This is a genomic window from Micromonospora sp. NPDC049662, from assembly GCF_040675055.1.
Lineage (GTDB): Bacteria > Actinomycetota > Actinomycetes > Mycobacteriales > Micromonosporaceae > Micromonospora.
On sequence record NZ_JBFAOC010000012.1, the window covers coordinates 81,543 to 107,596 of the forward strand.

Here is a 26,054-nt window from a genome sequence, read left to right on the forward strand (position 1 = left end):
CCTCCCTGGTGATCAGGCGGACCAGCCGAAGTGATCCAGCGGCCCGCGCCCCGTGCCCAGCTCCCAGCCCCGCCCGCCGGTCAGCGCGCGGAACACGTACTCCTTGGCGACCTGCACCGCCGCCGGCACCGGATCCCCCAGCGCCAGCCGCACGGCGACGGCCGCCGAGAACGAACAGCCGGTGCCGTGGGTGTGCCGGGTGTCCACCCGGGGACCGCGCAGCAGAGTGGTGACGCCAGCGCCGCACAGCACGTCGACCGCCTCGTCCCCAGCGACGTCGCCGCCGGTGACCACCACGTACTCCGGGCCGCCGGCCGCAAGCGCCTCGGCGGCCACGACCATCCCCGCCACGTCGTCCACGCCACGTCCGGTGATGGCCGCGGCCTCCGCGCAGTTCGGCGTCGCCACCCGGGCGTACGGAAGCAGCCGCTCCACCGCGCCCACCACGCCCAGCCGGTGACCGCTCGTCGCGACCAGCACCGGATCGACGACGAGCTGGGGCAACCGACCGTCCCGGGCCGCCTGAGCCACCACGTCGGCGACGGCCGGGGTGCCGAGCATCCCCGTCTTGACCGCGCCCACGGTGAAGTCGGCGAGCACGCTGTCCAACTGCTCCGCGACCGTGCGCGGTGGCAACGGCAGGACGGCGTCGACACCCCGGGTGTTCTGCGCGGTGACCGCCGTGAGGACACTCGTGCCGTACGCGCCGAGCGCCGCGAAGACCTTGAGGTCCGCCTGGATGCCCGCGCCACCGCCGGAGTCGGAGCCGGCGATGGTTAGCGTGGTTTTCGGGGTCACTGGCTTTCCTTCGTGGTCGCGGTTTGGGGCTGCGGCCGACCGTGCCCACTCCGGGCGGTCAGGCTTGATCCCTGCGTGGGCACGGTCGGCCGCAGCCCTGACCGGGGGACCTCCGTGCGCCCGTGCCGGCCTTTTAGGACCTTCTGGGTGACCGCCTCTTCGAAGGCGCTGGTCAGGTTTGCCGCTGCCTCTTCGGGGTTTCTTGCGCGCATGAGTGCGCCGAGTACTGCCACTCCGGCGGCTCCTGCCTGCACGCAGGCGGTTACCTGTTCCGGGGTTTCGATGCCACCCAGCGCCAACAGGGGCACCGGGCTGACCTCGATCAGCTTTCGCAGGCCCGTTGCTTGTAGGGGTGGGCCGTAGCCGGGTTTGGTGGTGGTGGGCCAGATCGGGGAGAGGGTGGCGTAGTGCTCGGTGGTGAGGCGGTTCAGTTCGGTCTCGTTGTGGCAGGAGCGGCCGACCAGACCGTGGCGTGGCGGCGGGTACGGGCCGGCGGCCGGCAGGTGGACGACGTCGCCGCCCAGCGGGTCGGGGCCGGCCACGATGAGGGTCCCGCCGGCGTCGGCGAGGATCGCGCGTAGCTCGACGGCGAGGGCGGCGCGCTCGGCGCGGGGCAGGTCCTTCTCCCGCAGCACGACCCAGCGCACTCCCCCGGCGACCGCCCCCGCCACGACCCGTTCGAGACCGCTCCTGGCGACCAGCCGATCGGTCAACAGGACCACCCCGGCCGGCGGCGACCCCGTCACAGGTTCGGTCTTCCCTCGTCGGGGGTGGACGCGAGGGCGTGGAAGCGCCGGGCGATCCGGCCCGCGCCCGCCGCCAGGCGGCCGGCCTCGACGGCGTACCGCATCGCCGTCGCCATCGCCACCGGGTCGGCGGCCCGGGTGACCGCGCTGGCCAGCAGGACGGCGTCGCAGCCCAGCTCCATGGCGAGCGCCGCGTCGGAGGCGGTGCCGATGCCGGCGTCGAGGATCACCGGCACGTCCACGCTCTGCCGGATCAGCCGGATGTGGTGCGGGTTGCCGATGCCGAGTCCCGAGCCGATCGGTGCCCCGGCGGGCATCACCGCGGCGCAGCCCACGTCGGCGAGGCGGCGGGCGAGCACCGGGTCGTCGCTGGTGTACGGCAGCACCGTGAAACCGTCGGCGACGAGTTCCTCGGCGGCGCGGAGCAGCTCCACCCCGTCGGGCAGCAGCGTCCGCTCGTCGCCGATCACCTCCAGCTTCACCCAGTCGGTATCGAACGCGTCGCGCGCCAGCCGGGCCACCTTCACCGCCTCGGTCGCGGTGTGGCAGCCGGCGGTGTTCGGCAGCAGCCGTACGCCGCACCGGTCCAGCAGGTCCAGCAGCCCGCCTCCGGTGCCCGGGGCGGTGTCCACCCGGCGCAGTGCCAGCGTGACGAGTTCCGTGCCGGACGCCCGGATCGCCTGCTCCAGCACGTGCAGGTTCGCGGCCCCGCCGGTGCCGAGGATCAACCGCGAGCCGAACCTCTCCCCACCCAGTTCGAACGGCACGCCGCTCACCCGCCCTGCGCGGCGGTGAGCACCTCGACCTGGTCGCCGTCGCGCAGCTCCGTGGCCGGCCAGCCGGCCCGGGGCACCACCTCGCCGTTGACCGCGACCGCGACGCCACGCTGGTGCGGCGCGACGTCTTGGACCAGGTCGGCCACCGACACACCGCCGGGGACGCTGCGCCCGGCTCCGTTCACCGTCAGCTCCATCACTCCTCCTCGAAACTGCTTCTCGGGCCGGCGAACCGGTCGGCGCCGAAGCCGGTGAGCAGCGGGTCGGGCGTTCCGGTGAGCACCAGTTCGGTGATCGCCTCGGCGGTGACCGGGGTCAGGACGATGCCGTGCCGGTGGTGCCCGGTGGCGGCCAGCACGTCCGGCCGGCCGGGCAGCGGCCCGAGGATCGGCGCGTTGTCCGGGGTGCCGGGCCGCAGCCCGGCGACGGCCTCCACCAGGTCGTACTCGGTCAGTTCGGGCAGCAGGTCGACCCCGGCGCGCAGCAGCCGCTGCACCGCGCCGGCGGTGACGGTGGTGTCCGACCGCTCCTCGACCGTCGCGCCGAGCACCACCTCGCCGTCGGCGCGGGGCACCAGGTAGACGTGCTCGCCGTCGGCGTACCCCCGGATCACGTGCCGGAAGCCCGGCGCGACGCCGCCGGGCGCGCGCAGCCGGAGGATCTGGCCCTTCACCGGCCGAACCGGCAGGCCGGTGAGGGCGGCGGCGCCGCAACCGGCCGCGACCACCGTGACTCCGGCCTCCACCTCGGACAATCGCCGGACCGGCCGCGGCACGAACGCCGCGCCGGCCCGCCGCGCGGCCGTGCGCAGCGCCGGCACCAGCCGCCGGGGATCGACCTGGTGGTCGGTGGGCGCGAACGCGCCGCCGCGAACCCGGGGCGCGAGCGCCGGCTCGCGGTCGCGCAGCTCAGTGGGGCGCAGCGCCGTCACCGGCAGATCCAGACCCTGTTGGTACGCCCACAGCCGGCGGGCCTCGGCCAGGTCGTCGCCGGTCAGCCCGACCATCAGGGTGCCCTCGGTCCGGTAGCCGATCGTGGCGTCGCTGGCGTCGGTCAGTTCGGCGGCGAACGCGGGCCAACGCGCGGCGGAGGCCACCAGCAGCTCGGTCAGTCGCCGTTCCCCGAAGTACGCCTCGGCGACCGGGGAGAGCATCCCGGCGGCGACGGCCGACGCCCCCGACCCGGGCGTCGGGTCGTACACCTCGACGCGCAGACCACGGGTGGCACAGCGCCACGCGATCGCCAGCCCGATCGGGCCCGCGCCCACCACCGCCACGTCGGCGCGGGTCACGCCAGCGCCCGCAGCAGGTCGGTGGTAGCCCGTCCCGGATCGGCGGCCGAGGAGACCGCCCCGACCACGGCCACCCCGTACGCCCCGGCGGCGCGCAGCGCCGGCACCCGGTCGGCGGTCACTCCCCCGATCGCGATGACCGGCACGTCGACGGCGTCGACGACGTCGCGTACCCCGACGGCCCCGATGGGGTCGGGCAGGCCGGCCTTGGTGCTGGTGGCGTGGCACGGGCCGACGCCGAGGTAGGTGGCCCCGGCGACGACCGCCTCGACCGCGCCGCGCGGCTCGCGGGCGGTGACGCCCAGCACGCCGGTGGGGCCGAGCACGTGCCGGGCCGCGGCGACCGGCAGGTCGTCGGCGCCGACGTGTCCACCGGCGGCGTCGACCGCCAGCGCCACGTGCAGTCGGTCGTTGACCAGGCACGTCGCCCCGTACGGCGCGCACAGCGCGAGCACCCGGGCGGCCAGGTCGTACGCCTCGCGGTCGGTGGCGGAGTCCTGGACCCGGACCTGCACGACGAGGTCGGCGCGGGCCGCCGCGAGGGCGGCCCGGACCACGGTGAGGGGATCGCGCCCGGGTCGGGTGTCGGTGATCAGATGCAGTCGTCCAAGGGACGGCACGGCAACGCTCCTCCCTGCGCCGGCATTACCCGGATCAGGTTCGACGGTCGGGGGCTGTCAGCCCCCCTCTCAGCCCGGTACACCGGGCTCCCGTGGGTTACTTGCGTGTCACCGTACGACAGTTCGGCCTCCGCTGCCAAGGGTGGGTCATCGACCCGAGGCGGCGTATCGATCGGGGTGCTTTCTCCTGTCCTGTTCGGAATGTCGCCCGCCGTTGCAGAACCGTTACCCGCCGGCATCTTGCCGGACATCGATGCAGCAGAACTAATTTGTTCAGCGATTCGACAAAATGCCGGCGTGGACGCCCTGGCACGGCGTCCCCACCGGCTCCATCTGGGACGGTCTTCGGCGAGCCGGCCCCGCGATCCCTGTCCACCGCGACATTGGAGGCGGCGTGTCCCGTTCTCGTCGTGCCCGTTTACCACTCACCGCTACCCTGTTGTCCCTCGCCCTGACGTCGACGGCCCTCATCGGGTCCCCGGCGCAGGCGGCTCCGACCGGAGCACAGATCCCCGCGCGAGACGTGCCTGTCGCGGCTCCGCTCTCCCAGGCGGCGCCGAACGCGCCGAAGGCCGCAGCGGCCGACCCCTACTCCGTCCTGATCTTCTCGAAGACCGCCGGCTTCCGGCACGACGCCATCCCCACCGGCATCGCCGCCATCCAGCAGCTCGGCGCCACCAACGGCTTCACGGTGGACACCACCGAGGACGGTGCCGCGTTCAGCGACGCCAACCTCGCCAAGTACAAGGCCGTGATCTGGCTCTCCACCACCGGTGACGTTCTCAACGCCGACCAGCAGGCGGCCTTCGAGCGGTACGTGAAGGCCGGCGGCGGTTACGTCGGCGTCCACGCCGCCTCGGACACCGAGTACAGCTGGGCCTGGTACGGCGACCTGGTCGGCGCGTACTTCGCCAACCACCCGCAGAACCAGCAGGCCACCGTCAAGGTGGAGGACCCGGCCCACCCGTCCACCGCCGGACTGCCGGAACGCTGGTCCCGGTTCGACGAGTGGTACAACTTCCAGACCAACCCCCGGTCGGACGTGCACGTCCTGGCCAGCCTGGACGAGAAGAGCTACACCCCGGGCGCCGGCGCGATGGGCGCCGACCACCCGACGGCGTGGTGCCAGGACTTCGACGGTGGCCGCTCCTGGTACACCGGCGGCGGGCACACCCGTGAGTCGTACGCCGAGCCCGAGTTCCTCAAGCACCTGCTCGGCGGCATCCAGACGGCGGCCGGCGTGGTCGACGCCGACTGCGGCGCGTCGAAGACCTCCAACTTCGAGAAGGTCACGCTGGACAGCAACACCAGCAACCCGATGGAGCTGGACATCGCCCCCGACGGGCGGGTCTTCTACATCGAGCGCGACGGTCGGGTGCAGATCATCAAGCCGGACACCGGCAACACCGTCACCGCCGTCGACCTGGACGTCTTCACCGGCAACGAGGACGGCCTGATCGGCATCCGGCTCGACCCGGACTTCGCCACCAACAAGTGGGTGTATCTCTACTACGCCCCGAACGACAACGTCACGCGCAACCTGCTGTCCCGGTTCACCGTGACCGGCGACACCATCGACCTGGCGAGCGAGAAGCAGGTGCTGCGGGTCGACACCCAGCGCAACACCTGCTGCCACGCGGGCGGCAGCATGACCTTCGACAGCGCCGGCAACCTGTACCTGGCCACCGGTGACAACACCAACCCGTTCGAGTCGAACGCGTACGCGCCGCTCGACGAGCGTCCGGGTCGCCAGGACTACGACTCGCAGCGCACGTCGGCCAACACGAACGACCTGCGCGGCAAGGTGCTCCGGATCCACCCGGAGGACAACGGGACGTACACCGTCCCGTCCGGCAACCTCTTCCCGGCCGGCACCGAGAAGACCCGTCCCGAGATCTACGCGATGGGCTTCCGCAACCCGTTCCGGATCGGCACCGACCCGAAGACCGACACGCTGTACGTCGGTGACTACGGGCCGGACGCCAACTCGAACAACCCGGACCGGGGCCCGCGGGGTCTGGTCGAGTGGAACGTCGTGACCCCCGGCAACTACGGCTGGCCGTACTGCACGGGCACGAACGAGGCGTACAACGACTACACGTTCCCGTCCGGCCCGAGCGGTCCGAAGTTCGACTGCGCCGCGCCGGTCAACAACTCGCCCAACAACACCGGCCTGACCAACCTCCCGCCGGTCGTCCCGGCCACCGTCGACTACGGCTACGCCGGTGACGCGCGGTACCCGGAGATCGGTGGCGGTGGCGCCCCGATGGGCGGCCCGGCCTACCGGTACGACGCCAACCTCAACTCGACCCGCAAGTGGCCGGCCTACTTCGACGGCAAGGCGCTGCTGGGCGAGTGGAACCAGAACAAGATGTACACGATGCAGATGACCGCCGACGGCAAGTCGTTGGTGGACATCAACCAGTTGCTGCCCGGCATGTCGATGATCCGGCCGATGGACTTCGAGTTCGGTCCGGACGGCGCGCTGTACCTGATCGAGTGGGGCAGCGGCTTCGGCGGCAACAACGACAACTCCGGGGTCTACCGGATCGACTACACCGCCGGTGACCGTGCGCCGATCGCGGCGGCGGCCGCCAACCCGACCTCGGGTCCGGCCCCGTTGACGGTGGAGTTCTCCAGCGCCGGCTCCCGGGACCCGGACGGTGGCACGCTCACCTACGCCTGGGCGTTCGGTGACGGGCAGACCTCCACCGAGGCCAACCCGACGCACACCTACGCCACGGCGGGCAACTACACGGCGCAGCTCACCGTGACCAACCCGAAGGGCCGCACGGCGGTGGCCAACGTACCGGTCACCGTGGGCAACACCGCGCCGACGGTGACCATCGAGTTCCCGCCGGACGGTGGCTTCTTCAACTGGGGTGACCAGGTCCGCTACACGGTCAAGGTGACCGACCCCGAGGACGGGCAGATCGACTGCACCAAGGTGAACCTCCAGGTGCTGCTCGGTCACGACGAGCACGCCCACCCGCTGGAGCAGCACACCGGCTGCACCGGCACGGTCCAGACGTCGCTCGCCTCCGGGCACGGCGCCGAGGCGAACGTGTTCGCGGTCTTCGAGGCCACCTACACCGACAAGGGTGGCGCGGGCGGTTCCGGCGCGCTCACCGGCCGGCAGATCGAGATCCTGCAGCCCAAGCAGAAGCAGGCCGAGTACTTCACCGCCACCGGGCGTACCCCGGTGAGCACGGGCGGCGGCGACGCCGGCGTGCAGCGCGAGGCCGCGACCGACACCGCCGGTGGCGGTCAGAGCATCGCGTTCATCGAGGACGGCGACTGGTGGTCGGTCGTTCCGGCGAACCTCACCAACATCACCGAGATCCGGTTCCGGGCCGCCTCGGCCGCCGCTGGCGGTCGGATCGAGGTCCACGCCGGTGCGGTCGACGGACCGGTCGTGGCCACGGCCACCGTTCCGGCGACCGGCGGGTGGCAGACGTACACGGACGTGAGCGCGCCGGTGACCGGTGCCGCGAGCGGCGGGCTGTACTTCGTGGCCCGTGACCCGAACGGCGGAACGGGTTCGCTGTTCAACGTCAACTGGATGGACTTCGTCGGTCGCGGCGTCACCGAGAACGGGCCGCCGGTGGTCACCGCCACCGCGACCCCGACCACGGGCACCGCGCCGGTCACCGTCGCCTTCGACGGCACGGCCACCGACGCCGAGGGTGACACCCCGCTGACGTACGCCTGGGACTTCGGTGACGGCGGTACGGCGTCCACCCTGGACGCCAGCCACACGTACACCAGCGTCGGCGCCTTCACGGCCACCCTCACGGTGACCGACAGCAAGGGTGCCAAGTCGTACGCCACGGTGCCGGTGCGGGTCAACGCTCCGGACACGTCCTGCCTCGGGGCGCGTTCGGACGACTTCAACGGCAACACGCTGGACAAGAGCCGGTGGACCACCGTGGTCCGGGAGAACCAGCTCTACTCCCTCAGCGGCGGCGCGCTGAAGCTGCCCACCGCCGTGGGTGACCTCTACGGCGCCCGCAACGACGCCACCAACCTGGTGCTCCAGCCGGCGCCGACCGGCGCCTGGGAGATGACCACCAAGGTCACCCTCCCGGTGACGGCCAACTACCAGCAGGCCGGCCTGCTGGTGTACGGCGACGACGACAACTACGCCAAGGTGGACCTGCTCTACAACGGCAGCCGTCGGGTGGAGTTCATCCGGGAGACGGCGGCCACGCCGCGCAACGACGCTGCCGACGCCACCAACGCGCCGGCCGGTGACACCGTGTACCTGCGGATCACCAGCGACGGGACGAACCTGACCGCGGCCACCTCGGGCGACGGGCAGACGTTCACCACGGTCGGCCGCTCGGCCGCGCTGGCCGGCATCACCAACCCGCGGATCGGGGTGTTCGCCCTCAACGGCGGCACCGAGGCCCCAGTGGTGGACGCCGCGTTCGACTCGTTCGTGGTCACGCCGGACGCTCCGGCCGGCCCGGTCGAGCCGTCGGACGAGTTCACCGGCAGCACGCTGGACAAGTGCCGGTGGGACGCCATCGTTCGGGAGGACCCGAACGGCTACCGGGTGACCGACGGCGCGCTGCGGATCGACGTGCCGAACGGTGACATCTACGGCACCGACAACACCGGTCCGAAGAACTTCATCCTCCAGACCGCGCCCTCGGGCGACTGGACCCTGGAGACCAAGGTCGACGGCAGTCTGCTGAACGAGCAGTACCAGCAGGCCGGTCTGCTCGTGCAGGCCGACGACGACAACTACCTGAAGTTCGACTTCATCGCCGACAACACGGCCGGCTCGGCGGTGACGCGGCGGATCGAGTTCCGCAGCGAGATCGCCGGGACGGTGCAGAGCCCGCAGCCGGAGGCGACGAGCCTCACCTCGGCGGTGTGGTACCTGCGCCTGGCCCGGGTGGGCGACACCTTCACCGCGTCGTACTCGGCCGACGGGACGACCTGGACCACGCTGGAGGCATTGACCAACAGCGCGGTGGGCGCCACCCCGAAGGTGGGTCTGTTCACCCTCGGCGCCAACCAGACGGCGTCGAAGACGGCCGCGTTCGACTACTTCCGGTTGAGCACGAAGGTGGCCGACGACAAGGCGCCGGTCACCACCGCGGCGGTGTCCGGCACCCCCACCGACGGCTGGTACACCGGCCCGGTGACGGTCACCCTGACCGCCGCCGACGAGGCCGGCGGCAGCGGGCTCGCCAGCACGGAGTACCAGCTGGACGGGGCCACCGCGTGGACGGCGTACACCGCGCCGGTGGCGATCAGCGGTGACGGCGAGCACGAGCTGCGGTTCCGCTCGACCGACAAGGCCGGCAACGTGGAGTCGACGAAGACCGTCACGGTCAAGATCGACGCCACCGCTCCGGTCACCACGGCGACGTTCGCTCCGGCGAACGACGCGGGCTGGCACAACGGGACCATCCCGGTGGTGCTCGCCGCGACCGACGCCGGTTCCGGGGTCAAGACGGTCGAGTGGTCGCTGGACGGTGGCGCGTGGACGCCGTACACGACGCCGGTCGAGGTGACCGGTGACGGGCAGCACGAGCTGCTGTACCGCTCCACCGACAAGGCGGGCAACGTCGAGACGCTCAAGTCGGCGATCCTGAAGATCGACGGCACCAAGCCGACGCTGCTGGTCTCCGGCATCGCCGACGGCCAGCTCTACGGCGACAGCCAGGACGTCCGGGTGTCCTGGCAGGCCGTGGACCCGACCTCGGGCATCGCGTCCGTGGTCGGCCAGCTCGACGGCAACACGTACGCCAGCGGCACCCTGCAGGCCATGTACGAGCTGTCGCTCGGCCTGCACGAGCTGACCGTCACCGCGACCGACAAGGCCGGCAACAAGACGACCTCGAACGTCCGGTTCTTCGTCACCACCTCGTTCCGGGACATGCAGTTCCTGCTGGACCGGTTCAAGGCGACGGGGCGGTTGTCGGCCAAGGCGCACAAGCAGTTGACCGCCAAGCTCGACGCGGCCCGCCAGGCCGAGGCGGCCGGCAACGACAGCAAGGCGATCAAGCAGCTGACCCAGTTCCGGGACCTCGCCACCGACGCCACCCTGGTGGCCGAGGCCGAGATCCGGGACACCCTCACCCGGGACGCCGACGCGATGATCGTGCGGCTCGGCGGTACGGCCAGCAAGGCCGGCGTCAAGGCCAATGACGGCGAGCCGGTCAAGGGCACGGGACGGCTCGGTGGCGACGCCACCCGGCTGGCACCCGGTCGCCAGCTCTGATCCGATCGAGGCCCCTCCCCGACGCTCCGGCGTCGGGGAGGGGCCTCCCTCATTAGGGAGGAGACGTCCGTGACGCGTATCCGCAAGGTGCTGGCCGCCGTCCTCGTCGGACTGGCCCTGACCCTGCTCGCCGCGACCCCGGCGGCCGCGCAGGCCGACAAACTCAAGCTGACGGTGGCCGGCGACGGAGCCGAGGGCGTCACCATCCAGGCCAGCTACGCCGACGGTCGTCGGCTGGACCGGGTGGTACGACTGGTGCTCACCGCCACCGGCCCGGACGGGCAGAAGGTCGGCCCGGTGCAGCTGGAACCGCAGCCCGAGGGGCAGGGCTTCTACAGCAGCGGCCCGGTGCTCTCCACCGGCACGTGGAAGGTGACGGTGAACTCCCCCGCTCCGCTGCAGAGCAAGGCCACCGCGACGGTGCAGGCGAAGGCGGCACAGTCTCCGCCGGTGCCCACGCCGGTCGCGGTGACCGCGGACCGGGCCGACGGACGCGGGGCGGCTGCCGGCTGGTGGCCGTTCGCGGCGGCCGGGCTGGTGCTCATCGCCGCCGCGATGGGGGTGGCCATGCTGTTCGGCCGCCGCCGCTCCGCCACGCCGAACGACTGACCTGTCGGCGCTCCAGCGCCACTCCGACGACCGGGCCGGGCCGCGACGAGCGGCCCGGCCCGATTCCGTCCGGCCGGCTGGTGATCGACTCGTGTTCCTTGAAGTCGGGGCATCCCCGACCGCAGGTCACCCCGCATTCAAGGAACGCGAGTGGATCACGACGCGGCGCCCGCGCTCAGAGAATGTCGCGCAGGGCCGTCAGGTCCTCGTCGGTGGGCTCCCAGGTGCCGGCGGCCGCGTTGGCGTGCACCTGCTCGGCGCTGGTGGCGCCGGCGATCACCGAGGTCACCGCGGGCTGGGCGGCCAGGCCACCGATCGCCACCTGGAGCATGGTCAGACCCCGCTCGTTCGCGTACGCCTCGATGGCCTCGATGGTGTCCCAGTCGGCGGCCGCGAGCCGGTCGGCGTACCGGCCACCGCCGGAGAGCCGACTGCCGGCCGGCGGCTGCTCGCTGCGCTTGTACTTGCCGGTGAGCAGGCCGTTGGCGAGCGGGAAGAACGGCAGCATGCCGAGGCCGAACCGCTCACACGCCGGGATCACCTCGGCCTGGACCGAGCGCTCCAGCAGGCTGTAGTGGTTCTGCGCGCTGATGAAGCGGGCCCGGCCGTTGGACGACGCGACCCAGTCCGCGTCGGCGATCTGCCAGCCGGCGAAGTTCGAGTTGCCCAGGTAGCGCACCTTGCCGTCACGGACCAGGTCGTCCAGCGCGGCGAGGGTCTCGTCGATCGGGGTACCCGGGTCGGGCTCGTGCATCTGGTACAGGTCGATGTGGTCGGTGCCGAGCCGGCGCAGCGACGCCTCCACCGCGCGGGCGATGTACCGGCGCGCACCCCGGGCCCCGAAGTCCGGCCCGTTGAGGCCGTTCATGTCCATACCGAACTTGGTGGCCACCACCACGTCGTCGCGGCGGCCCTTGAGCGCCTGCCCGAGCAGCTCCTCCGAACCACCCTGCGGCTCGCCGTAGATGTCGGCGGTGTCGAAGAGGTTGATCCCAGCGTCCAGGGCGGCGTCCACCACCGCTCGCGTGCCGTCGAGGTCCAGCTTGCGGCCGAAGTTGTTGCAGCCGATCCCGACGACGGACACCACGAGCCCGGAGTCGCCCAGCCGGCGATAGGTCATCTCAGTCACGAGTTCCACCCTATGCCCCGTGAAGGAAGGGTCCCTTACTAACGCCTGGTGTCTAATAAGGGGCCCTTCCTTTCGCGTCAGCCGACGTCCCAGACCGGCTCGGGGGTTTCCACCACCTCGTTGTCGCCGCGGAACAGTACGAAACGGTCGAAGGATCGGGTGAACCAGCGGTCGTGGGTGACCGCGATCACCGTTCCCTCGAAGGCGTTCAGGCCGGCCTCCAGGGCTTCCGCGCTGGCCAGGTCGAGGTTGTCGGTGGGTTCGTCGAGCAGCAACAGGGTCGCCCCGGACAGCTCCAGCAGGAGCACCAGGAAGCGGGCCTGCTGCCCTCCGGAGAGGGTGCCGAAGCGCTGATCACCCTGCCCGGCCAGCTCGTACCGACTGAGCACCCCCATCGCCGCGTGCCGGTCCATCCCCTGGCGGTGCTCGTCGCCCCGCCACAGGATCTCGACAAGCGTCCTTCCCATCAGCTCCGGTCGGTCGTGCGTCTGGGAGAAGTGCCCGGGGCGGACCCGCGCGCCGAGCCGGGCCACGCCGTCGTGCACCACCGGCGCGAGCGCGCCCGCGCCGTCGACCGGCCCGTTCGCCGGGTCGGGATCGGTGCCGCCGCGCGCCAGCAGACGCAGGAAGTGCGACTTGCCGGTGCCGTTGGCGCCGAGGACCGCCAACCGGTCGCCGTACCAGATCTCCAGGTCGAAGGGGAAGGTCAGGCCGTCCAGCTCGAGCTGGTCGCAGACGACCGCGCGCTTGCCGGTCCGCCCGCCGGTCAGCCGCATCCGGATGTCCTGGTCCTTGGGGGGTACGGGCGGAGGCCCGGCCTCCTCGAACTTGCGCAGCCGGGTCTGCGCGGCCTGGTACCGCGAGGCCAACCCGTCGTTGTACGCGGCCTTCTGCTTGTACATCAGCATCAGCTCGCGCAGCTTCTGGTGCTCCTCGTCCCAGCGTCGACGCAGCTCGTCGAGGCGGGCGTGCCGGGCCACCCGGGCCTCGTGCCAACTGGCGAAGCCACCCGGGTGCACCCAGGCGCTGCCGCCCTCGACGGCGACCACCCGGTCGGCGCTCTGCGCCAACAGCTCACGGTCGTGCGAGACGTAGAGCACCGACTTCGTCGACTCCCGCAGCCGCCCCTCCAACCAGCGCTTGCCGGGCACGTCGAGGAAGTTGTCCGGCTCGTCGAGTAGCAGCACCTCGTCCGGGCCGCGCAGCAGCAACTCCAGGGCGAACCGCTTCTGCTGCCCGCCCGAGAGCGTCCGTACCGGTCGGTCCCGTACGGCGTCCCACGGCTGGTCGAGCACGATGGTGGCGACGGTGTCGAAGAGCACCTCGGCGTCGTACCCGCCGGTCTCGCCCCAGGCGCCGAGCGCGTCCGCGTACGCCAACTGCGCCTTGCCCGCGGCGTTGCTGAACTTGCCGTGGGTCTCGGCCGCCCGCATGGCCGCCTCGGTCTCGCCGAGCCGGCGGCCGGCGTCGCGAAGTGCCGGCGGGGCCAGCGACAGGGCCAGGTCGGCGAGCGTCGTCTCGTCGCCGATCATGCCGATGAACTGCCTCATCACGCCCAGCCCGCCGGCCCGCGCGATGCTGCCCGCGCGTACCGGAAGGTCACCGGCGACCATCCTCAGCAGTGTCGTCTTGCCGGCGCCGTTCGGCCCGACCAGGGCGACCTTGGCGCCCTCACCGACTCGGAACGACACGTCGGCGAAGAGTTCCCGACCGTCGGGCAGGGTGTGCCCGACCGCTGCCACGTCCACGTATCCCACGCCGGGATCCTGCCCCAACCGGGACCGGTAGGGACATCCAATTACCGGGTGACCCGCAGCACCCGGAAGCCCTTCTGGCTGGCGTGCCGCTCGACCTGCCAGCCCTGTTCGACGAGCCAGCGCTGCAGCGAGTCGCCACCCAGGTGCCGGGCGACGACCAACCAGCCGACGCCGTCCGGGGCGAGCCGGGGCAGCCAGCGCCGCAGCAGCTCGTGCAGCTCGTCCTTGCCGACGCGGATGGGCGGGTTGGACCAGAGCTGGGCGAAGGTCACCTCCGCCGGTACGTCGTCCGGCGCGCTCACCCGGACCCGGTCACCGGCGCCGATCCTCGCCGCGTTGGCGGCGGTGAGGTCGCGGGCGCGGGAGTTGACGTCGACGGCCCAGACGGTGCTCGTCGGCGCGAGGTCGGCCAGGACGCACGCGATGGGTCCGAACCCGCAGCCGAGGTCGAGCAGGTCACCCGTGGTGTCGGCGGCGGGCAGGTCGGCCTTGCGCAGGAGTACGGCGGTGCCGGGATCGAGACGGCTGGCGGAGAAGACACCGCCGGCCGAGGCGAGTCGGTAGTCGCGGTCGGCGACGGAGAATTCGACCTCGCGCGCCGGTGCGTCGCTGGCGGGCTGCGCGGTGAAGTAGTGGTCGCCGGTCACGTCGGCAATTCTCGCATCGGCTCGGGCGGCTCACGACACTGCCCACACCCACATTTCCCTGATATTACCCCCTAAAGGGACAATCACTCCTACTCTGGGCGACATGGTGTATCGGTACCAGTCCGAAGAGGACGCATTCGAGGACCCCGAGCCCGGCTCCGACCTGGACGTGGTCGGCGCAGGTCCCCCTCCACCGGCCGGCCCCTCACCGTCGCGTTTCCCCGCGCCGTCGCTGCCCCGACCCAACCAGTTGGTGCTGCCGTCGAACCAGCCGCCGCCGGCCCCCCGCGTCACCCCGTCGGTGGCGGCTCCCCGCAGCCAGGTCTACACCTCGGCCCAGCCGGTGGAGCCGTCCGCCCGGCGTGGCGGTGGGCGGCTCTGGCAGGTGGTGATCGGCGGCGCCGCCGTCCTCGTCCTGCTCGCGCTCTGCGGCCTGGGCGCCGCCGCACTGCTGCTGGATCGCGACGCGACACCACAGTCCACCCCGACGTACCAGCCGAACGCCGCGCCGTCCGCCAGCGTCCAGCAGCCGCAGGATCTCGACTCGCGGGACACCGACCAGGCGCCGCTCACCGCGAAGGAACTCTTCCCCGGCAAGGATCTGAAGCTCGCCGAAGGCCAGCCCGCCTACCAGGTGCTCAAGACCCAGTCCAGCGGCAGTTGCGCCGTCGCCGCCACGGACGAGGTCGCGGACCTGCTGGTCCGGCTCGGCTGCAACCAGGTCGTCCGGGCCACCCTGCGGAGTCCCGGCGGCGAGCACCTGGTCACCACCGGCCTGTTCAACCTGACCGACAGGGCCAACGCCGAGCGGGCCCGGGACCGGATCCGGCAGATCCTCGACGAACGGCAGGGCCGGTTCCTCGGGCTCACCGCCGGCGACGACACCGATGCGCTGACCAGCGCCCCGGCCCGGGTCGGCTGGCAGGTCCGCGGCCACTACCTGGCGTACGCGCTGGTGGTCCGTGCCGACGGAACCGCGGTCAAGCCCGGCGACACCAAGATCCGGGAAGTCCTGTTCGACATGATCGAGGCCCACCTCAGCAAGGGCGTCCTCCAACGGCGGGCCGACATCGGCACGGCCGGGCAGCCAACGGGGGCGTCCACCGACGGCAGCGGCAGCCAGAGCGGCGGCGAGGACGGCGACTGACCCGCGACCGGTCCGAAGGGTGTGCCGCCGAGGTGGCACACCCGTCGTCGTCCGTACCGGGTTCGCCCGTCAGCCCTCGACCGGCACGCGCAGCCGGCGCGTCAGGTCGGCACGGCGCGCGTAGTCCACCGGATCGTCCGGGTAGCCGACCGCGACCAGGGTCAACCCGTGCGCCGGCGCCACCGTCACCTCGCTGGACCGCTCCTGCCGGGTCAGCAGGCTGCCCGGCCACCGCACCGGCCGGCGGCCGTCGCCGGCCGCGAGCATCGCCCCCACGAGGCTGCGCACCATCGCCTGACAGAACGCGTCCGCCTGTACGGTGGCGACCAGGATGCCGTCCGGGTCCCGCCGCCAGTCCAACCGGGTCACCTCGCGCAGCGTCGTCGCGTTCTCCTTGCGTCGGCAGTACGCGGCGAAGTCGTGCTCTCCCACCAGGCCCTCGGCCGCGGCGTTCAGGGCCGCCAGGTCCAGCGCCCGCGGCCAGGCCAACACCTCGTGCCGACGGAGCGGCTCCGCGCCGTACGGGGCGTCGGTCACCCGGTACTCGTAGCGCCGGTAGGTGGCCGAGAAGCGGGCGTCGAAGTCGGTGGGCACCTCGGTCATCGCCCGTACCCGCACGTCGGTGGGGAGCAGCCGGGCCAGCCGGCGCAGCAGCCGCCCCTCGTGCTCCCGCCACACCTCGACGGGTAGGTCCAGGTGACAGACCTGCCCGCGGGCGTGCACCCCCGCGTCGGTCCGGCCCGCGACGGTCAGACCGGTCGCCGTACCCGCGCCCAGGACCAGGTCCAGGGTCTCGACGAGCACCCCGGCGACGGTCCGCCGCGTCGGCTGGGGCGCCCACCCGGAGAAGTCCGCGCCGTCGTACGAGACGTCCAGCCGCAGCCGGATCCGCTCGTCCACCTCGTACCTCCTGTTACGGGTCGGGCCCGACACCCCGAAAGGGGTGCCGGGCCCGCACTGATGCCCGAGGTCAGGCCTTGTTCTCCTCGGTGGCGAGGTCGCTGTCCTCGCGGGCCTCGGCGGTGTCGCCGGAGGCCGACACCGGCGCCTCGGAGTCCTGGTCGGCGTCGGCCGACTTCGGAGCGTCCTCGGCCGGGGCGAGCGCCTCGACCTTGTCCTGCTGCGCGGCCTTGCGGGCGGCGGTCTTCTTGTTCGCCTTCGGCTCGGCGACCTGAAGCTCCTCCACCAGCTCGATGATCGCCATCGGCGCGTTGTCACCCTTGCGCGGACCGGTCTTCACGATCCGGGTGTAACCGCCGGGGCGGTTGGAGTACCGGGGCGCGATCTGGTCGAACAGGGCGTAGACGACGTCCTTGTCCTTGACGACACCCAGCACCCGACGCCGCGAGGCGAGGTCACCGCGCTTGGCCTTGGTGATGAGCTGCTCGGCCAGCGGACGGAGCCGCCGGGCCTTCGTCTCGGTGGTCTGGATCTTGCCGTGCTGGAACAGCGCGGTCGCCAGGTTGGCGAGCATCAGCCGCTCGTGCGAGGGGCTGCCGCCGAGGCGGGGGCCCTTGGTGGGCGTGGGCATTTTTGGTGCTCCTCAGTTGTGGCGGCAGCGCGGACTAGAGCTGCTCGGTCTCGCGGTAGTCGTCGGTGTCGTAGTCGGCCTCGCCGAAGGTGTCCACGACGTGCGCCGGGTCGAAGTTCGGAGCCGAGTCCTTCAGCCCGAGACCCATCCCGGCGAGCTTCATCTTGACCTCGTCGATCGACTTCTGACCGAAGTTGCGGATGTCGAGGAGGTCGGCCTCGGTACGCCCGATGAGCTCACCAACGGAGTTGATGCCCTCGCGCTTGAGGCAGTTGTAGGAGCGGACGGTCAGGTCCAGCTCCTCGATCGGCAGAGCGAGGTCCGCCGCCAGCTGGGCGTCCTGCGGGGACGGCCCGATGTCGATGCCCTCAGCCGTCTCGTCCAGCTCACGAGCCAGACCGAACAGCTCCACCAGCGTCGAACCGGCGGAGGCCAGCGCGGTACGCGGGCCCATCGACGGCTTGGTCTCGACGTCGATGATGAGCCGGTCGAAGTCGGTGCGCTGCTCGACGCGGGTCGCCTCGACGCGGTAGGTCACCTTCAGCACCGGCGAGTAGATCGAGTCGACCGGGATCCGGCCGATCTCGGCGCCGGACTGCTTGTTCTGAGCGGCCGTCACGTAGCCCCGGCCCCGCTCGACGGTCAGCTCCATGTCGAGCCGGCCCTTGCCGTTCAGGGTCGCGAGCTTGAGGTCCGGGTTGTGCACCGAGACGCCGGCCGGGGGCTGGATGTCGCCCGCCGTCACGTCGCCCGGGCCCTGCTTACGCAGGTACATGCTGACCGGCTCGTCGTGCTCGGAGCTGACGCACAGCTCCTTGATGTTCATGACGAGCTCGACCACGTCCTCCTTGACACCGGGGATCGTGGTGAACTCGTGCAGCACGCCGTCGATCTTGATCGAGGTGACCGCCGCACCCGGGATCGACGACAGCAGCGTACGCCGCAGCGAGTTGCCCAGGGTGTAGCCGAAGCCCGGCTCGAGCGGCTCGATGGCGAACCGCGACCGGGTCTCGTTGATCGACTCCTCGGAGAGGGAGGGTCGCTGACTGATGAGCATCTTGTCTCTTCTCTTCCGGGACGCCCGCTATTTGACGCCCACGACACAAACTGTTCCGGTGGCCCGCCCCGAAGGGCAGGCCACCGCAACGAGCCCGACTACTTGGAGTAGAGCTCGACGATCAGCTGCTCCTGGACCTGCGTGTCGATGACCTGCCGGGCCGGGAGGGAGTGCACGAGCACCTTCATCTGGCTCGGAATGGCCTCAAGCCACGCCGGAACCGTCTTCGAACCGGCCTGAGCCTGCGCCACCACGAACGGGGTGAGCTCCTTGCTCTTGCCCCGAACCTCGATGATGTCGTGCTCCTTGACGCGGTACGACGGGATGTCGACCTTCTTGCCGTTCACCGTGAAGTGACCGTGCTTGACCAGCTGGCGGGCCATGTCCCGCGAGTGGGCGTAGCCGGCCCGGTAAACGACGTTGTCCAGCCGCGACTCGAGGATCTGCAGGAGGACCTCACCGGTCTTGGCCTGCTTGCCGACGGCTTCCTCGTAGTAGCCACGGAACTGCTTCTCCAGCACGCCGTAGACGCGACGGGCCTTCTGCTTCTCGCGGAGCTGGAGCAGGTACTCCGTCTCCTTGGTGCGGCCGCGGCCGTGCTGCCCGGGCGGGAACGGCCGGGACTCGAACGGGCACTTCGGACCATCGCACTTGCTGCCCTTGAGGAACAGCTTCATCTTCTCCCGCCGGCAACGGCGGCAGTCAGCACCGGTGTAACGAGCCATCTCTCTCTACCTCTCAGACCCGACGACGCTTAGGCGGACGGCACCCGTTGTGCGGCTGCGGGGTGACGTCGGCGATCTGGCCGACCTCCAGCCCGACGGCCTGCAGCGAACGGATAGCGGTCTCCCGGCCGGAGCCGGGGCCCTTGACGAACACGTCGACCTTGCGCATGCCGTGCTCCATGGCGCGACGCGCGGCGGCCTCGGCGGCCAGCTGCGCGGCGAACGGAGTCGACTTGCGGGAGCCCTTGAAGCCCACCTGGCCCGCGGAGGCCCAGGAGATGACCGCACCGGTCGGGTCCGTGATGGACACGATGGTGTTGTTGAAAGTGCTCTTGATGTGCGCCTGCCCGTGGGCGACGTTCTTGCGTTCCTTGCGCCGGACCTTCTTGACAGCGGCTCCGGCACGAGCCTTCGGTGGCATAAGTCTGTGCGCTCCTATTACTTCTTGCCGGGCTTCTTCTTGCCGGCGACGGTCCGCTTCGGGCCCTTGCGGGTCCGCGCGTTGGTCTTGGTCCGCTGGCCACGCACGGGCAGGCCCCGGCGGTGCCGGATGCCGGCGTAGCAGCCGATCTCAACCTTGCGGCGGATGTCAGCGGCGACCTCGCGGCGCAGGTCGCCTTCAACCTTGTAGTTGCCCTCGATGTGGTCGCGGAGCTGCACGAGCTCCTCGTCCGTGAGGTCCCGAGCGCGCTTGTCCGGCGAGATGCCGGTAGCGGCGAGCGTCTCCAGGGCGCGGGTTCGACCGACCCCGAAGATGTAGGTGAGCGCGATCTCCATCCGCTTCTCGCGGGGGAGATCCACGCCGACTAGACGTGCCATGTGCGGGCGTACTCCTCGTGATGTGTGGCGGAGGTGTGGACCCGTCCCACCCCGCTACCGGCCGTCCCGTCTTTCCGACGCCATCAGCGCCGGCGACCGGGATCGGTCGCTGCCCAAGCGGGCCCCGGCCTCCGACCGGGGGTCAGCCACGAAAGGAGTACGCCTCGCGTACCGCTCGCGGCTGGGACGAGCATGTGTGATGTGTGTGTCGCTGAGGAACTGCCCGGACCAACACCACCCGGCCGTGTTCGGCCGGACGGGCTGAGTCAGCCCTGGCGCTGCTTGTGGCGCGGGTCGGTGCAGATGACCATGACCCGGCCGTGCCGGCGGATAACCCGGCACTTGTTGCAGATCCTCTTGACGCTCGGCTTGACCTTCACGGTTGCCTTACTTCCCATCTGGCCCGGCAACGCGCCATGCGCGAGACCGGACGTCGAAGACGGACACGGGACTTCCCGGCCGCCGTCAGGACTACTTGTAGCGGTAGACGATGCGCCCGCGGGTCAGGTCGTACGGCGAGAGTTCGACGACGACCCGGTCCTCCGGCAGGATGCGGATGTAGTGCTGCCGCATCTTGCCGCTGATGTGAGCCAACACCTTGTGGCCGTTCGCGAGCTCCACGCGGAACATGGCGTTCGGCAGGGGCTCGATGACCCGACCCTCGATCTCAATGGCTCCGTCTTTTTTCGGCATGTCCTCCGCTGTCCTGACGTCGATTGCTCCGGGCGACCCACAACGTCTTACACGGAAATCTGACCAGAATCAGAAGACCGCGCCAGCCGCGGCTCCGGGACCCACCGAAGCGCAGGGTGGGCATGCCGGAGTGGACGCTGTGCGCCGATCAGAAAGTGTACGCCCGCCTGCCGCCCACCGCCAAACCACCCACCCACCACGACCCGCAGCCTCTGGTTGATCATGAAGTTATTGCCATGACACGCCGGGCCCCGAGGGCAGTAACTTCATGATCGACGGGGATCTGGGTGGGGTTTGTGAGTCAGGTGGGGGGTGGGGTTTTGTCTGGTTCGGTGGAGCGGAGTTGGCGTCTGCGCTCTCGCTTGGCGCGCTTGCGCTGGCGACGACGCTCCCGCTCGATCGCCTGCCGCCGGGGCTCTCCCGCGGCCAGCCCACCCACCGTCCGAAGCACCAGCACCACACCCCACGGCCCGGCCACCCAGACCGGCCAGAAGTAGAGCAGATCCTGACTCAGCAGCGAGGTCACGCCCCAGATGGTCACCACGATGGCAAGCACCTTCAGGTACGGGAACCACACCTCGCCCAGCCAACGATTGGTGTCACCGATCGCGAACGAGGCGAGTCGGCCGCTGGACGGCTGGGCCACCGGGCCAGGCGACTGCGGGGCCGGCTGCGCCGCAGGCGACATCGGCGGCAGGTCCGACAGCAGCGGATCCAGTTCCGCGTACGTCCGCGCAGCGTAGGCCCGCTGCAACCGCTCGTCGTACTCGTGCAGGTCCAACCGACCCTCGTTGAGGGCGGCCCGCAACCGTTCGGCCACCGCTTCCCGGTCCGCGTCCGCCGCTCGCATCCCGTCGCGCCCGTCCATGCCGGCAAGCATGCCACCGCCCCACCAATCCGTCCCGCCCGGTTGCCCTGCCCTCGATCGACCCGACATCAGGGCAATCGGGGTTTCCATGGCGGTGGGACAGGGCGACCTTCCGGAACCCGAGTCGATCAACCGACTGGCCCGCCCGGTCGGGACCGTCAGGGGGTGGTGGAGGCGGCGGGCCGTCAGGGGGTGGTGGAGGCGGCGGGCTGGCGGGCCGTCACGAGGTCGCCGAGTCGGGCCCGGCCCCCGTCGAAGGCGGTGAGCACCCAGACGCCGTCGGGCAGGAGCGCCATCGAGTGCTCGACGTGCGCCGCGATCGACCCGTCCCGGGTGACCACCGTCCAGCCGTCGGCCAGTTCGACCGTACGGGGCGAGGCCATGGTGATCATCGGCTCGATCGCCAGGGCCATGCCCGGGACCAGACGCGGCCCCTTGCCCGGCCGGCCGTGGTTGAGCACGTGCGGATCCTGGTGCATCTCGGTGCCGATGCCGTGCCCGCCGTAACCGTCGACGATGCCGTACCGGCCGCCCTTGCGGACCGCGGTCTCCACGGCGTGCGAGATGTCGGTGAGCCGGCCCTTGCCGCTGGCCGCACCACGGGCCGCGGCGGCGATACCGGCCCACATGGCGTCCTCGGCCACCTCAGCCATCTTCAACAGCGCCGGATCGACCTCGCCGACCCCGACGGTGATCGCCGAGTCGCCGTGCCACCCGTTCAACACGGCACCGCAGTCGATCGAGATCAGATCGCCCTCGGCGAGCACCTGGTTCGACGATGGGATGGCGTGCACGATCTGCTCGTTCACCGAGGAGCAGATCGACGCCGGGAAGCCGTGGTACCCCTTGAACGACGGGACGGCGCCCGCCTCGCGGATCGTCGACTCGGCGATGGCGTCCAGATCGGCGGTGCTCACACCGGGCGCAACAGCCTCGCGCATCCGGCGGAGCGCCTCGGCGACCACGAGCCCGGCCGCGCGCATCTTCTCGATCTGGTCAGGGGTCTTCAGCTGGATGTCCAGCTGGGGACGACGCATGGAGCGGTTACCTTTCGTTGCCGAAACAGCGGGGCACGTCTCGCGTACCCCGCTGTTCGCACTCTATCCGCCGCGGTGCGGCCGGGCCTCAGCCGCCGTACGACCGCAGGGCGTCGATGGCCCGGGTCGTGACGTCCTCCACCGGGCCGGTGGCGTCGATCCCGACGAGCTTGCCCTGGGCGCCGTAGTAGTCGACCAGGGGGGCGGTCTTCTCGCTGTACTCCCGCAGGCGGGTGGCGATGGTCTCCGGCTTGTCGTCGTCGCGCTGGAACAGCTCGGCGCCGCACCGGTCACAGATGCCCGGACGGGTGGTGGCGTCGAACTCGACGTGCCAGATCTTGCCGCAGCCGCGGCAGGTACGCCGGCCGGAGAGCCGCCGGATCACCTCGTCGTCGTCGACCACCAGCTCCAGGACCAGGTCCAGAGCGGTGCCCAGGTCGGCGAGGAGCTTGTCCAGAGCGGCTGCCTGCGGAGTGGTCCGCGGGAAGCCGTCGAGGAGAAAGCCCTCGCTGGCGTCGGGCTCGGCGAGCCGATCCCGGACCATGTTGATGGTGACCTCGTCCGGAACCAGCTCGCCCGCGTCCATGTAGCGCTTCGCCTCGACGCCCAGTGGCGTGCCCTGGGTGACGTTCGACCGGAAGATGTCCCCGGTCGAGATCTTGGGCACCGAGAGGTGCGCGGCGATGAACTCGGCCTGCGTGCCTTTGCCCGCGCCCGGCGGGCCAACCAGAACGAGTCTCATCTACCGCAGGAACCCTTCGTAGTTCCGCTGCATGAGTTGGCTCTCGATCTGCTTCACGGTCTCCAGACCGACGCCGACCATGATGAGCACAGCGGTGCCACCGAACGGGAAGTTCTGGTACTGCTGGTTGTCCAGCCAGATGAAGAAGAAGTTCGGCAGGATCGAGATGACGCCCAGGTAGAGCGCGCCCGGCAGGGTGATCCGGCTGAGGATGAAGTCCAGGTAGTCGGCGGTCGGCTTGCCCGGACGGATGCCCGGCACGAAACCGCCGTACTTCTTCATGTTGTCCGCGACCTCGGTCGGGTTGAACGTGATCGACACGTAGAAGTACGTGAAGAAGATGATCAACAGGAAGTAGACCGTGATGTAGATCGGGCTGTCCGGGGCGACCAGGTTGTTCTGGATCCAGGCCTGGACCTTGCCCGGGTCGTTCTGGTCGAAGAACTGGAGAGCCAGCTGCGGCAGGTAGAGCAGCGACGACCCGAAGATGACCGGGATGACGCCCGCCTGGTTGACCTTGAGCGGGATGTAGGTCGAGGTGCCGCCGTACATGCGCCGGCCGATCATCCGCTTGGCGTACTGCACCGGAATCCGGCGCTGTGCCTGCTCGATGAAGGTGACCGCCGTGATGACCACCAGGACCAGCGCGATGACCAGGGCGAACATGTCCCAGCCCTTGCTGGTCTTGATCTGCCAGCCCTCGCTGGGCAGGCGGGCCGCGATCGAGGTGAAGATCAGGACGGACATGCCGTTGCCGACGCCGCGGTCCGTGATCAGCTCGCCGAGCCACATGACCATGCCGGTGCCGGCGGTCATCGTGATCACCAGGATGGACAGCGTCAGCCAGTCCGGGATGCCGGTGCCCTCGGGGATGATCGGGAACTGGTCGCAGCGGTTCTGGAACAGCTGCCCGGAGCGGGCCAGGGCCACGAACGCCGACGCCTGCAGGACACCCAGACCCAGGGTCAGGTAGCGGGTGTACTGCGTGATCTTCGCCTGGCCGGCCTGGCCCTCCTTGCGGAGCTGCTCAAGGCGCGGGATCACGACGGTCAGCAGCTGCAGGATGATCGACGCCGTGATGTAGGGCATGATGCCCAGCGCGAAGACCGAGAGCTGGAGCAGCGCTCCGCCGGAGAATAGGTTGAGCAGATTCAGCGGGCCCGTCGTGTCGCCCGAGATGGAGTCGAGGCACTTCTGCACGTTGCCGTACGAGACGCCGGGGCTGGGCAGCGTGGCACCCAGCCGGTAGACCGCGATGATGCCTACTGTGAACAGCAGCTTCTTGCGCAGGTCAGGCGTACGGAACGCACTGAGAAAGGCGGACAGCAACTTCTTCCTCCTGCGCGAGGCGGGCCGCCGGTGATCCCTGGCGGGTCGGGGTGAATCCCGGGCGAGTGCCCGGAATCCATGGCTGGGATGGGACTCTAACAGCCCTGTCCCACTCCGGGCAGGTGTGCCCGGCTACATAAACCGATTCCGATATTACCGGGCGCTCAGGCCCCAGGCAGACCTAGGCGCCCGCCAGTTGCTCGCAACTGGACGGGCGCCGAGGTCGTACGCCTTACAGCTCGGTGGCAGAGCCACCGGCGGCGGCGATCTTCTCCTTGGCCGACGCGCTGAACGCGTGCGCCGACACCTGGAGCGCCACCCCGCCGAGATCCCCGGTGCCGAGGACCTTGACCGGCTGGCCCTTGCGGACCGCGCCGGCCTCGACCAGCTCGATCGGGCCGACCTGGCCGCCGTTCGGGAACAGCTCGGCGAGCCGGTCCAGGTTGACCACCTGGAAGACCACCTTGAACCTGTTCTTGAAGCCCTTCATCTTCGGCAGGCGCATGTGGATGGGCATCTGCCCACCCTCGAACGCCGCCGAGATGTTCTTGCGGGCCTTGGAGCCCTTGGTACCGCGACCGGCGGTCTTGCCCTTGGAACCCTCACCGCGACCCACACGGGTCTTCGCGGTCTTGGAACCGGGCGCCGGGCGCAGGTGGTGCACCTTGATCGTCATTACTCGACCTCCTCGACCTTCACGAGGTGGTTGACCGTGAAGATCATGCCGCGAATCTCGGGCCGGTCCTCCTTGACCACCACGTCGTTGATCCGCTTGAGACCGAGCGAACGCAGCGAGTCACGCTGGTTCTGCTTGGTCCCGATACCGGACCGGAGCTGGGTGACCTTCAGGCGTGCCATCAGCGCGCCACCCCCGCCCGCGACGCCAGCATGGCGGCCGGCGCGACGTCCTCCACCGGCAGACCACGACGCGCTGCGACCTGCTCGGGGGACTCGAGCCCCTTCAGGGCCGCCACGGTGGCGTGCACGATGTTGATCGGGTTCGACGAACCGAGGCTCTTGGAGAGCACGTCGTGGATACCGGCGCACTCCAGCACGGCACGCACCGGACCACCGGCGATGACACCCGTACCGGCCGAGGCCGGCTTGAGCAGCACCACACCGGCCGCGTCCTCACCCGTCACCGGGTGCGGGATCGACTGACCGATCCGCGGCACCTTGAAGAAGTGCTTCTTGGCCTCCTCGACACCCTTGGCGATGGCCGCGGGCACCTCCTTGGCCTTTCCGTAGCCCACGCCGACCGTGCCGTCGCCGTCGCCCACGATCACCAGGGCGGTGAAGCTGAAGCGACGACCACCCTTCACGACCTTGGCGACGCGGTTGATCGCGACGACCCGCTCAAGGTGCGGGGTCTTCTCGACGGGCGCGTTTCCGCGGCCGCCCTCACGGCGGTTGTCGCGGCGACCACCCTCGTTGCCACCGGACCCGCCGCCACGGCGCTGTTGACCTGGCATCAGCAGCCTTCCTTATCTCTCGT

General features: G+C 70.6%; 27 protein-coding genes and 1 riboswitch. Of the genes, 3 read left to right on the top strand and 24 right to left on the bottom strand.

What is annotated here, in order from left to right:
• Positions 1-12: 12 nt before the first annotated feature.
• The 6 genes from thiD to thiE form a co-directional block, all read right to left on the bottom strand.
• On the bottom strand, positions 13-798 hold the full coding sequence (gene thiD, locus AB0J36_RS12360; protein ID WP_357126460.1) for a bifunctional hydroxymethylpyrimidine kinase/phosphomethylpyrimidine kinase: 786 nt from the start codon (positions 796-798) through the stop codon (positions 13-15).
• Positions 795-1,544: a thiamine phosphate synthase gene (locus AB0J36_RS12365; protein WP_363660502.1), complete on the bottom strand. Its 750-nt coding sequence runs from the start codon at positions 1,542-1,544 to the stop codon at positions 795-797. Before AB0J36_RS12365 ends, thiD begins: the two co-directional genes overlap by 4 nt.
• Positions 1,541-2,320: a thiazole synthase gene (locus AB0J36_RS12370; RefSeq protein WP_363660503.1), complete on the bottom strand. Its 780-nt coding sequence runs from the start codon at positions 2,318-2,320 to the stop codon at positions 1,541-1,543. The genes AB0J36_RS12365 and AB0J36_RS12370 overlap by 4 nt, the downstream gene beginning before the upstream one ends.
• The gene (gene thiS, locus AB0J36_RS12375; RefSeq protein WP_357126469.1) at positions 2,317-2,517 is read right to left on the bottom strand and encodes a sulfur carrier protein ThiS; all 201 of its coding nucleotides are present in this window, start codon (positions 2,515-2,517) and stop codon (positions 2,317-2,319) included. The genes AB0J36_RS12370 and thiS overlap by 4 nt, the downstream gene beginning before the upstream one ends.
• Positions 2,517-3,611 (bottom strand): glycine oxidase ThiO, encoded by a 1,095-nt coding sequence (gene thiO, locus AB0J36_RS12380; RefSeq protein WP_363660504.1) that lies wholly within the window; start codon positions 3,609-3,611, stop codon positions 2,517-2,519. The genes thiS and thiO overlap by 1 nt, the downstream gene beginning before the upstream one ends.
• Positions 3,608-4,231, bottom strand: a complete 624-nt coding sequence (gene thiE, locus AB0J36_RS12385; RefSeq protein ID WP_363660505.1) for a thiamine phosphate synthase — start codon at positions 4,229-4,231, stop codon at positions 3,608-3,610. Before thiE ends, thiO begins: the two co-directional genes overlap by 4 nt.
• Positions 4,226-4,335: riboswitch (TPP riboswitch) on the bottom strand. Its footprint overlaps the gene before it by 6 nt.
• Before the next feature lie 419 nt (positions 4,336-4,754).
• Here thiE and AB0J36_RS12390 point away from each other — a divergent pair.
• Both AB0J36_RS12390 and AB0J36_RS12395 read left to right on the top strand, forming a co-directional pair.
• Positions 4,755-10,469: a ThuA domain-containing protein gene (locus tag AB0J36_RS12390; RefSeq protein WP_357174373.1), complete on the top strand. Its 5,715-nt coding sequence runs from the start codon at positions 4,755-4,757 to the stop codon at positions 10,467-10,469.
• A gap of 69 nt (positions 10,470-10,538) precedes the next feature.
• Positions 10,539-11,078: a hypothetical protein gene (locus AB0J36_RS12395; protein ID WP_363660506.1), complete on the top strand. Its 540-nt coding sequence runs from the start codon at positions 10,539-10,541 to the stop codon at positions 11,076-11,078.
• A 175-nt stretch (positions 11,079-11,253) separates the two neighbouring features.
• Here AB0J36_RS12395 and AB0J36_RS12400 read toward each other — a convergent pair whose 3' ends face one another.
• The 3 genes from AB0J36_RS12400 to AB0J36_RS12410 form a co-directional block, all read right to left on the bottom strand.
• Positions 11,254-12,198: an aldo/keto reductase gene (locus AB0J36_RS12400; RefSeq protein ID WP_357126601.1), complete on the bottom strand. Its 945-nt coding sequence runs from the start codon at positions 12,196-12,198 to the stop codon at positions 11,254-11,256.
• A gap of 86 nt (positions 12,199-12,284) precedes the next feature.
• Entirely contained in the window at positions 12,285-13,964 is a 1,680-nt protein-coding gene (locus AB0J36_RS12405; RefSeq protein ID WP_357126484.1) for an ATP-binding cassette domain-containing protein, read from the bottom strand.
• Positions 13,965-14,005: 41 nt separating this feature from the next.
• Positions 14,006-14,611, bottom strand: coding sequence for a methyltransferase (locus AB0J36_RS12410; RefSeq protein WP_357126487.1), 606 nt, complete (start codon positions 14,609-14,611; stop codon positions 14,006-14,008).
• A gap of 103 nt (positions 14,612-14,714) precedes the next feature.
• Here AB0J36_RS12410 and AB0J36_RS12415 point away from each other — a divergent pair, with 103 nt between their 5' ends.
• Positions 14,715-15,758: a hypothetical protein gene (locus tag AB0J36_RS12415; protein WP_357174368.1), complete on the top strand. Its 1,044-nt coding sequence runs from the start codon at positions 14,715-14,717 to the stop codon at positions 15,756-15,758.
• A gap of 69 nt (positions 15,759-15,827) precedes the next feature.
• Here AB0J36_RS12415 and truA read toward each other — a convergent pair whose 3' ends face one another.
• The 15 genes from truA to rpsE form a co-directional block, all read right to left on the bottom strand.
• The gene (truA, locus tag AB0J36_RS12420; protein ID WP_357174365.1) at positions 15,828-16,658 is read right to left on the bottom strand and encodes a tRNA pseudouridine(38-40) synthase TruA; all 831 of its coding nucleotides are present in this window, start codon (positions 16,656-16,658) and stop codon (positions 15,828-15,830) included.
• Positions 16,659-16,728: 70 nt separating this feature from the next.
• Complete coding sequence (rplQ, locus tag AB0J36_RS12425; RefSeq protein WP_357126496.1) at positions 16,729-17,289, bottom strand: 50S ribosomal protein L17; 561 nt, start codon at positions 17,287-17,289, stop codon at positions 16,729-16,731.
• A 34-nt stretch (positions 17,290-17,323) separates the two neighbouring features.
• Positions 17,324-18,346 carry a DNA-directed RNA polymerase subunit alpha gene (locus AB0J36_RS12430; protein ID WP_007465227.1) on the bottom strand — a complete coding sequence of 341 codons (1,023 nt, stop codon included), beginning with the start codon at positions 18,344-18,346 and terminating at the stop codon, positions 17,324-17,326.
• Between the two features lie 98 nt (positions 18,347-18,444).
• Positions 18,445-19,071: a 30S ribosomal protein S4 gene (gene rpsD / locus AB0J36_RS12435; protein WP_007465229.1), complete on the bottom strand. Its 627-nt coding sequence runs from the start codon at positions 19,069-19,071 to the stop codon at positions 18,445-18,447.
• 13 nt (positions 19,072-19,084) lie between these two features.
• Positions 19,085-19,492: a 30S ribosomal protein S11 gene (gene rpsK / locus AB0J36_RS12440; RefSeq protein ID WP_030329919.1), complete on the bottom strand. Its 408-nt coding sequence runs from the start codon at positions 19,490-19,492 to the stop codon at positions 19,085-19,087.
• A gap of 17 nt (positions 19,493-19,509) precedes the next feature.
• Positions 19,510-19,890, bottom strand: coding sequence for a 30S ribosomal protein S13 (gene rpsM, locus AB0J36_RS12445; RefSeq protein WP_007465236.1), 381 nt, complete (start codon positions 19,888-19,890; stop codon positions 19,510-19,512).
• Positions 19,891-20,156: 266 nt separating this feature from the next.
• Positions 20,157-20,270, bottom strand: a complete 114-nt coding sequence (rpmJ, locus tag AB0J36_RS12450) for a 50S ribosomal protein L36 (protein ID WP_012184307.1) — start codon at positions 20,268-20,270, stop codon at positions 20,157-20,159.
• A gap of 91 nt (positions 20,271-20,361) precedes the next feature.
• On the bottom strand, positions 20,362-20,583 hold the full coding sequence (infA, locus tag AB0J36_RS12455; RefSeq protein ID WP_007073013.1) for a translation initiation factor IF-1: 222 nt from the start codon (positions 20,581-20,583) through the stop codon (positions 20,362-20,364).
• 301 nt (positions 20,584-20,884) lie between these two features.
• Positions 20,885-21,451 carry a DUF1707 domain-containing protein gene (locus AB0J36_RS12460; protein ID WP_357126500.1) on the bottom strand — a complete coding sequence of 189 codons (567 nt, stop codon included), beginning with the start codon at positions 21,449-21,451 and terminating at the stop codon, positions 20,885-20,887.
• A gap of 185 nt (positions 21,452-21,636) precedes the next feature.
• A complete protein-coding gene (gene map, locus AB0J36_RS12465) occupies positions 21,637-22,488 on the bottom strand; it encodes a type I methionyl aminopeptidase (protein WP_357126503.1) in 852 nt (283 codons plus the stop codon).
• 88 nt (positions 22,489-22,576) lie between these two features.
• Positions 22,577-23,230 (bottom strand): adenylate kinase, encoded by a 654-nt coding sequence (locus AB0J36_RS12470; protein ID WP_088950228.1) that lies wholly within the window; start codon positions 23,228-23,230, stop codon positions 22,577-22,579.
• A complete protein-coding gene (gene secY / locus AB0J36_RS12475; RefSeq protein ID WP_355050755.1) occupies positions 23,231-24,559 on the bottom strand; it encodes a preprotein translocase subunit SecY in 1,329 nt (442 codons plus the stop codon). It abuts the gene before it with no gap.
• Between the two features lie 232 nt (positions 24,560-24,791).
• Positions 24,792-25,235, bottom strand: coding sequence for a 50S ribosomal protein L15 (gene rplO, locus AB0J36_RS12480; protein ID WP_357126507.1), 444 nt, complete (start codon positions 25,233-25,235; stop codon positions 24,792-24,794).
• On the bottom strand, positions 25,235-25,417 hold the full coding sequence (rpmD, locus tag AB0J36_RS12485) for a 50S ribosomal protein L30 (protein WP_030329904.1): 183 nt from the start codon (positions 25,415-25,417) through the stop codon (positions 25,235-25,237). The genes rplO and rpmD overlap by 1 nt, the downstream gene beginning before the upstream one ends.
• Positions 25,417-26,031, bottom strand: a complete 615-nt coding sequence (gene rpsE / locus AB0J36_RS12490) for a 30S ribosomal protein S5 (protein ID WP_007465263.1) — start codon at positions 26,029-26,031, stop codon at positions 25,417-25,419. Before rpsE ends, rpmD begins: the two co-directional genes overlap by 1 nt.
• Positions 26,032-26,054 lie beyond the last annotated feature (23 nt).